Genomic DNA, 1,495 nt, shown 5'->3' with positions numbered 1-1,495 from the left:
GATAAAGAGTTGAGTGGCGAACGGGTGAGTAACACGTGGGCAACCTGCCCAAAAGAGGGGGATAACACTTGGAAACAGGTGCTAATACCGCATAACCATAGTTACCGCATGGTAACTATGTAAAAGGTGGCTATGCTACCGCTTTTGGATGGGCCCGCGGCGCATTAGCTAGTTGGTGAGGTAAAGGCTTACCAAGGCAATGATGCGTAGCCGAACTGAGAGGTTGATCGGCCACATTGGGACTGAGACACGGCCCAAACTCCTACGGGAGGCAGCAGTAGGGAATCTTCCACAATGGGCGAAAGCCTGATGGAGCAACGCCGCGTGGGTGAAGAAGGTCTTCGGATCGTAAAACCCTGTTGTTAGAGAAGAAAGTGCGTGAGAGTAACTGTTCACGTTTCGACGGTATCTAACCAGAAAGCCACGGCTAACTACGTGCCAGCAGCCGCGGTAATACGTAGGTGGCAAGCGTTATCCGGATTTATTGGGCGTAAAGGGAACGCAGGCGGTCTTTTAAGTCTGATGTGAAAGCCTTCGGCTTAACCGGAGTAGTGCATTGGAAACTGGGAGACTTGAGTGCAGAAGAGGAGAGTGGAACTCCATGTGTAGCGGTGAAATGCGTAGATATATGGAAGAACACCAGTGGCGAAAGCGGCTCTCTGGTCTGTAACTGACGCTGAGGTTCGAAAGCGTGGGTAGCAAACAGGATTAGATACCCTGGTAGTCCACGCCGTAAACGATGAATGCTAAGTGTTGGAGGGTTTCCGCCCTTCAGTGCTGCAGCTAACGCAATAAGCATTCCGCCTGGGGAGTACGACCGCAAGGTTGAAACTCAAAGGAATTGACGGGGGCCCGCACAAGCGGTGGAGCATGTGGTTTAATTCGAAGCAACGCGAAGAACCTTACCAGGTCTTGACATCTTCTGACAATCCTAGAGATAGGACTTTCCCTTCGGGGACAGAATGACAGGTGGTGCATGGTTGTCGTCAGCTCGTGTCGTGAGATGTTGGGTTAAGTCCCGCAACGAGCGCAACCCTTATTGTTAGTTGCCAGCATTAAGTTGGGCACTCTAGCAAGACTGCCGGTGACAAACCGGAGGAAGGTGGGGATGACGTCAAATCATCATGCCCCTTATGACCTGGGCTACACACGTGCTACAATGGACGGTACAACGAGTCGCAAGACCGCGAGGTTTAGCAAATCTCTTAAAGCCGTTCTCAGTTCGGATTGTAGGCTGCAACTCGCCTACATGAAGTCGGAATCGCTAGTAATCGCGGATCAGCATGCCGCGGTGAATACGTTCCCGGGCCTTGTACACACCGCCCGTCACACCATGAGAGTTTGTAACACCCAAAGCCGGTGGGGTAACCTTTTGGAGCCAGCCGTCTAAGGTGGGACAGATGATTGGGGTGAAGTCGTAACAAGGTAGCCGTAGGAGAACCTGCGGCTGGATCACCTCCTTTCTAAGGATAATTTCGGAAACCTGCACTTTATC

General features: G+C 51.9%; 1 rRNA gene. It reads left to right on the top strand.

Features of this window, described 5'->3' with window-relative positions:
- Positions 1 to 1,463, top strand: a 16S ribosomal RNA gene (locus tag ABT996_RS09480); the annotation flags it as partial.
- Positions 1,464 to 1,495 lie beyond the last annotated feature (32 nt).

This window comes from Ligilactobacillus sp. RTP31139st1_D10_RTP31139_211217 (assembly GCF_040226755.1).
Taxonomy (GTDB): Bacteria; Bacillota; Bacilli; order Lactobacillales; family Lactobacillaceae; genus Ligilactobacillus; species Ligilactobacillus animalis.
Note: the sequence above shows the minus strand (reverse complement) of the source record. Positions and strands in the feature narration are given on the sequence as shown.